The following is a 6,000-nucleotide window of genomic DNA, read 5'->3' as shown; positions in this document are numbered from 1 at the left end:
AAAGAACATGCGGTCTGTTGAGCTCAGTGCGCCAGATGAATATCACTTAAAACAGCGCAATAAGATAGAAACATTATTCAGCTTATTGAAAGGGCAATACAATTTAGTGACGAGTAAAGCACGTAGCATTCATGGATTTCTAAGTGGGATTTACGCCTCGCTATGCGCATATCAATTAACCCATCGAAATAAGCCAACTATTCAAATTATTGATTCATCGGCTTAAGCAGGATTCGGGTTACATAAATAATCGATATCTACCTTTTAAAATACATTTAATCTTTATCAGCTATCTTGTTTTGGTTTTCTATATCTGGTGGCTAACAATTGAAATGACTGAATTTAACTCAAATATTTCAAATATCATTCAGATCGCTCTCGTTATATCATTGGTGTGTGTATGGCTTTGCATTCAATTTTATAAGAAGTACCAAAACGATTTAAAAGCTAATGAATTGATAACATCGAATCTACCTCATTTAACATTTTATTTTGAACAACATCTTAAAAAAGAATTGAAAATTGGAATCTAAATACTTTCCATTAGTAAAATTTATTTTTTTGAAAATGAGACATCCTTTGAAACCTTGTGCCATTGGACTGAAATTTGAGAGTGATAAACTGCGAGCCTTTGCAGTACATTGTTCTAAGCAAATATTTTGTACACCATCGTCAAAATATAAGAACAATCGAATCACCAAAAATCCAAGATCCAAAGCTAGAAATGGGAAATGAATATGGCGAACAAATTTGAATTTCAAATTCGTGTTTATATAGAAGATACCGATGCAGGAGGTATTGTTTATCACGCCAATCACATCCGCTTTATGGAACGCGCCCGTACAGAATGGCTACGCGCTTCAGGCATTTCACATTATTGGCATCAAAAAGATTACAACTTCGTCGTGCATAAAATCGGCTTAAAATACTCGCGTCCAATCCTGATGGATGATTTAATTACTGTTACAGCGAGTGTTGTTTCGTGTAAAGCCACGTCTTTTGTGTTGCAACAAAATATTTATCGTGGTGAAATCATGCTAGCTTCTGGCGAGGTTGAATTAGCGTGTATTAGCGCTGAAATGAGACCGCTCAGAATTCCGAATGAAATCCGTGATTTGATCCAAAGAGAATTGAATCACGAATAAAAATACTATTGGCACATGTAACTATGGCAACACAACTAGAATCTTCGCTTCACATCTCAGATCTTATCTTACAGGCGAGTCCTGTTGTTCAATTGGTCATGCTGGTCTTGGTACTGGCATCCCTCTTGAGTTGGTACCTTATTGCCAAGTTACATATGACCTTTAAAAAAGCCGAACAAGGCGATGAGCATTTCCAAAAAGTATTCTGGTCAGGCGCTGAGCTCAATACGCTTTATAATAATGCCCAAGTCAATTCTAAACGTGATGGCTTAGAAGATATCTTTTACAATGGTTTTGGTGAATTCCTTAAACTCAAGAAAACCAAAGCAGATTTAACCCATACCATTGATGGTACAGAACGTATTTTACGTGTCGGTTTAAGCCGTGATCAAGGTCGCATGGAAAATGGTCTAGGCGCACTGGCAAGTATTGGTTCGGTTGCACCGTATATCGGTCTATTTGGTACAGTGTGGGGCATCATGAATGCCTTTATTGGTCTTGCCCAAGTCGATCAAGTGACCCTTGCAACGGTTGCACCTGGTATTGCCGAAGCATTGATTGCGACTGCAATTGGTTTATTTGCTGCAATCCCTGCTGTTTTAGCATTTAACCATTTCACCTCGAAAAGCGAAGAAGTGTATTCAGACCGTGCTTTATTTGCAGAAGAAATGGTGGCGTTATTACAACGTCAATCTGTGGGAACTACACAGGATTCTGAATAATGGCTATTCAACGTTCAGGACGTTTTGATCGCGTTAAAAAACCACTTAAAAGTGATATGAATGTCGTGCCTTATATCGACGTCATGTTGGTGCTTTTAGTGATTTTCATGGTGACCGCACCCATGATTACCAGTGGGATCAAGGTGGACTTGCCTGAAGCAAATGGCACACCTATTGAATCTAAAGACACCCCTGCGATGGTCAGCATTGATGCCGATGGACGTTATTTCCTAAAGCATAAAGAAAACATATCAAAAGATCCCTTGACCCTAAGTGAGTTAACATCTCTTTTAAGCACTGCACAAGAAAATGCTCAAGCTGAAAATAAGCAACTGACTGTCGTTATTGAGGGTGATAAAACTCGTCCTTATGGTGAGGTCATTGCTTTAATGTCAAGTCTGCAAGATGCGGGTTTAACCCAAGTTGGACTGCTTACTGCTGAGTCTGAAAAATAAGCTATGAACGATTCTAAAAAGCCTTTGTCAAAAGAAACGAAGATTGCATTAGGGTTTACTGTTGCAGTCCATGTTGTGGCGATTACAGGCTTGCTTTTTCTAGGTTTAACCAAACCACCTGAACCACCAAAGCAAATTAAAACAGTACTGATCAAACCCGAAGACCTAAAACCTATCCCACCCGAACCTAAGCCTCTAGTGGAATCGGATAGTGCTGAAACAGCGCATGAGAATGTTAAGCCTGATATTCAACAAACGGCTGAACCAGTGCAAGATGCACCCAATATACCAACGGTAGTTCCTCCTTTACCTAAAGTGGATACTGCTCAAAAGCAAGCCCTTGCCGCAGAACAAAAAGCTGCTGAGCAAAAAGCCGTTCAAGCTGCGAAAGCTGCTGAACAAGCAAAAGCAAATGCGCTGCAAAAAGAACGTGAAGCAAAAGCTGATGCAAACAATAAAGCTAAAGCAGAAGTCGCTGCAAAAGCTAAAGCAGATGCCGCTCAGAAAGCCAAGCAAGAAGCAAAAGCGGATGCCGCTGCAAAAGCTAAAAACGACGCGGCCAATAAAGCCAAAGCGGATGCCACTGCAAAAGCGAAGACTGACGCAGCCAATAAAGCCAAAGCGGATGCCGCTACAAAAGCGAAAACCGATGCAGCCAATAAAGCCAAAGCGGATGCCGCTGCGAAAGCTAAAAACGACGCAGCCAATAAAGCCAAAGCGGATGCCGCTTCAAAAGCTAAAGCCGATGCAGCCAATAAGGCAAAAGCGGATGCCGCTGCAAAAGCTAAAACTGATGCAGCCAATAAAGCCAAAGCAGATGCCGCTTCAAAAGCTAAAGCCGATGCAGCCAATAAGGCAAAAGCGGATGCCGCTGCAAAAGCTAAAACTGATGCAGCCAATAAAGCCAAAGCAGATGCCGCTTCAAAAGCTAAAGCCGATGCAGCCAATAAGGCAAAAGCGGATGCCGCTGCAAAAGCTAAAACTGATGCAGCCAATAAAGCCAAAGCAGATGCCGCTTCAAAAGCTAAAGCCGATGCAGCCAATAAAGCAAAAGCGGATGCCGCTGCGAAAGCTAAAAACGACGCAGCCAATAAAGCCAAAGCGGATGCCGCTGCAAAAGCGAAGACTGATGCAGCCAATAAAGCCAAAGCAGATGCCGAAGCTAAAGAACGTGCTGCTGCCGAAGAGAAAGCGTCTTCTGCTCAAAAAGCTAAGGAAGAAGCTGCCAATAAAAAAGCAGAAGCCCGTAAAATTGCATCTTCAGCTAAACGTGATTTTGAAAGTAAAGTCAAAAATGCATGGCGTATGCCACTCAATTCTTCAGGTCAAAAAGCGACAGCTCGCGTAAACCTTAGTGATAGTGGTTCAGTCACCAGTGTAGTGGTCAATGCATCTGATCCAGACGTGAAAGCGAGTGTTGAACAAGCGGTTCGTGCTGCTGCACCCTATCCAATGCCTTCAGACCCGGAAGCACGTAGTCAAGCACGTAGTTTTACCGCTTCCTTTACTGTCAAATAATCTATCGCCAAATAATCACTTTGAAATCATTCAATTATAAACACCCTACCTCGGTAAGGTGTTTATTTAAAATTCACTGAATATTTATAATTACATGCTTTATATAGATTAAAATCATGTCATTATGCTACAAAGCTACAACATTCTAAAAATTAGTATTTTGAGTACGTGACACACCATGAAGATCATCTCTAAACACGTTTTGAGTCTCGCAATTATTGCGACGTTTATTCCTGCTTTTATGACAACGGCAAATGCACAATTGCATTTGGAAATTGCAAAAGCACCCGAACAAGCCCCTAAAATTGCCATTGTTCCATTTGCTAATGACCCTTCTCTTTATCCCATTATTGAGCAAGATTTAAATCGTTCAGGTCGTTTTAGCAGTGCATCTAAAAATTTACCTGCAACGGCAACCATGAACAATGCCAATGGTGCAGCATGGCAGTCAGCAGGTGTTCCTTATGTGGTGACTGGGGATGTTAAAAAGAATGCTGATGGTTCTTTGAACGTTCATTACCAACTGTATGATGTAGAGAAAAAAACATATTTACTAAATGAATTGCTCACTGTACCTGCTTCGCGCCTTCGCTCTGCGGGTCACATGATCAGTGATACGATTTATGAAGCGATTACAGGAATCAAAGGTGATTTCAGTGGTCGTATTGCTTATGTGTTGCGTAATCCTGCAACGCCAGATACACGTTATACACTTCAAATTGCAGATACAGACGGCGAACAGCCACGGACTATTTTAAGTTCACGTGATCCGATTCTATCTCCTGCATGGACACCCGATGCCAAGAAAATCGCTTACGTCTCATTTGAAACCAAACGCCCTGCGATTTATGTACAGGATTTGGCAACAGGTCAGCGTGAAAAACTAGCCGGTTTCCGTGGATTAAACGGTGCACCAAGCTTCTCACCAGATGGTAAAAGTATGTTGTTTACTGCCTCTATGCATGACAACCCTGAAATCTATCAAATGGATTTAAGTACACGTCAAGTTAAGCGTATGACCAACGACAGTGCAATTGATACAGAAGCGCGCTACACACCCGATGGTAAAGGCTTTATCTTCACCTCTGACCGTGGTGGTTCAGCTCAAATTTATCGCTATAGCTTTGCTGATGGTACGACTAAACGCTTAACTTTCCGTGGTGCATTTAATGCACGTGGTTCTTTAAGCGCAGATGGCAAATACGTGGCACTCGTACATCGTCCATCGGGCAGCAATTACAAAGTTGCGATTCAAGAAATCTCAACAGGGATTACCAATATTTTGACACCGACCAGTTTAGATGAATCCCCAAGCTTCTCTCCAAACGGTCAAATGGTGGTCTATGCAACACGTGAAAATAGCCGTGGTTTGCTCTCTATCATGTCAACCGATGGTCGCTTCCGTATGAATTTACCAAGTGAACAAGGTGAAGTGCGCGAACCGGCTTGGGCACCCAAATAATTGATTTTTTAATTTTAAGGAAATGAACATGAATGCTATGAAGACTTTCGCCTTACCACTGATCACTGTCAGCTTAATCATGACAGGTTGTGCAACACGCAAACCGACGACCGATCTTAACAATGATCCATCGAGCAATGTTCCAAGTACATCAACGACAGTGAACACGTCTGGTTTAAGTGAAGATGCTGCATTAAACGCTCAAAATCTAACTGGTGCTTCAGCTAAGGGCGTAACTGAAGCAAATAAATCATTTTTAGCAAAACGTGTTGTGCATTTTGATTATGACAGCAGTGAATTATCCAATGAAGATTATCAAACGCTACAAGCACATGCTCAATTTTTAAATGCCAATGCAAACTCTAAAATTGCATTAACAGGTCATACGGATGAGCGTGGCACACGTGAATACAACATGGCTTTGGGTGAGCGTCGCGCTAAAGCAGTTCAAAGCTATTTAATCACCAATGGTGTAAATGCGACTCAGCTTGAAGCGGTCAGTTACGGTAAAGAAATGCCGATTAATGCTGGACATGATGAAGCGGCTTGGAAAGAAAACCGCCGTGTAGAATTAAACTACGAAGCTGTTCCACCCCTTCTAAAATAATGATTTTTTAGGTTATTTTAGACCTTAAAAAAGCGCTCCATTTGATGAGCGCTTTTTTATTGATCATTTTTAAACCTAGCAATAGCTCATT

Annotated in this window: 6 protein-coding genes and 1 pseudogene; all 7 read left to right on the top strand. The window is 41.4% G+C overall.

The window, feature by feature from the left end:
* A pseudogene (locus AC5YD2_RS14375) lies at positions 1 to 226 on the top strand (IS982 family transposase); the annotation flags it as partial.
* Positions 227 to 737: 511 nt separating this feature from the next.
* Positions 738 to 1,145 (top strand): tol-pal system-associated acyl-CoA thioesterase, encoded by a 408-nt coding sequence (gene ybgC, locus AC5YD2_RS14370; RefSeq protein WP_496126987.1) that lies wholly within the window; start codon positions 738 to 740, stop codon positions 1,143 to 1,145.
* 23 nt (positions 1,146 to 1,168) lie between these two features.
* Positions 1,169 to 1,867 carry a protein TolQ gene (gene tolQ, locus AC5YD2_RS14365; RefSeq protein WP_496126986.1) on the top strand — a complete coding sequence of 233 codons (699 nt, stop codon included), beginning with the start codon at positions 1,169 to 1,171 and terminating at the stop codon, positions 1,865 to 1,867.
* Positions 1,867 to 2,322, top strand: coding sequence for a protein TolR (tolR, locus tag AC5YD2_RS14360; protein WP_496126985.1), 456 nt, complete (start codon positions 1,867 to 1,869; stop codon positions 2,320 to 2,322). The genes tolQ and tolR overlap by 1 nt, the downstream gene beginning before the upstream one ends.
* Before the next feature lie 3 nt (positions 2,323 to 2,325).
* Positions 2,326 to 3,840 (top strand): cell envelope integrity protein TolA, encoded by a 1,515-nt coding sequence (tolA, locus tag AC5YD2_RS14355; RefSeq protein ID WP_496126984.1) that lies wholly within the window; start codon positions 2,326 to 2,328, stop codon positions 3,838 to 3,840.
* 178 nt (positions 3,841 to 4,018) lie between these two features.
* Entirely contained in the window at positions 4,019 to 5,302 is a 1,284-nt protein-coding gene (gene tolB, locus AC5YD2_RS14350; protein ID WP_496126983.1) for a Tol-Pal system beta propeller repeat protein TolB, read from the top strand.
* A 28-nt stretch (positions 5,303 to 5,330) separates the two neighbouring features.
* Positions 5,331 to 5,909, top strand: a complete 579-nt coding sequence (gene pal / locus AC5YD2_RS14345; RefSeq protein ID WP_496126982.1) for a peptidoglycan-associated lipoprotein Pal — start codon at positions 5,331 to 5,333, stop codon at positions 5,907 to 5,909.
* The last annotated feature ends 91 nt before the right edge of the window (positions 5,910 to 6,000 follow it).

The sequence above is a fragment of the Acinetobacter sp. CY73 genome (assembly GCF_059515865.1).
Note: the sequence above shows the minus strand (reverse complement) of the source record. Positions and strands in the feature narration are given on the sequence as shown.

Excerpts from the sequence above, each read along its gene's own strand:
- ybgC (WP_496126987.1), top strand. The coding sequence starts at position 738 with ATGGCGAACAAATTTGAATTTCAAATTCGTGTTTATATAGAAGATACC.
- tolQ (WP_496126986.1), top strand. The coding sequence starts at position 1,169 with ATGGCAACACAACTAGAATCTTCGCTTCACATCTCAGATCTTATCTTA.
- tolR (WP_496126985.1), top strand. The coding sequence starts at position 1,867 with ATGGCTATTCAACGTTCAGGACGTTTTGATCGCGTTAAAAAACCACTT.
- tolA (WP_496126984.1), top strand. The coding sequence starts at position 2,326 with ATGAACGATTCTAAAAAGCCTTTGTCAAAAGAAACGAAGATTGCATTA.
- tolB (WP_496126983.1), top strand. The coding sequence starts at position 4,019 with ATGAAGATCATCTCTAAACACGTTTTGAGTCTCGCAATTATTGCGACG.
- pal (WP_496126982.1), top strand. The coding sequence starts at position 5,331 with ATGAATGCTATGAAGACTTTCGCCTTACCACTGATCACTGTCAGCTTA.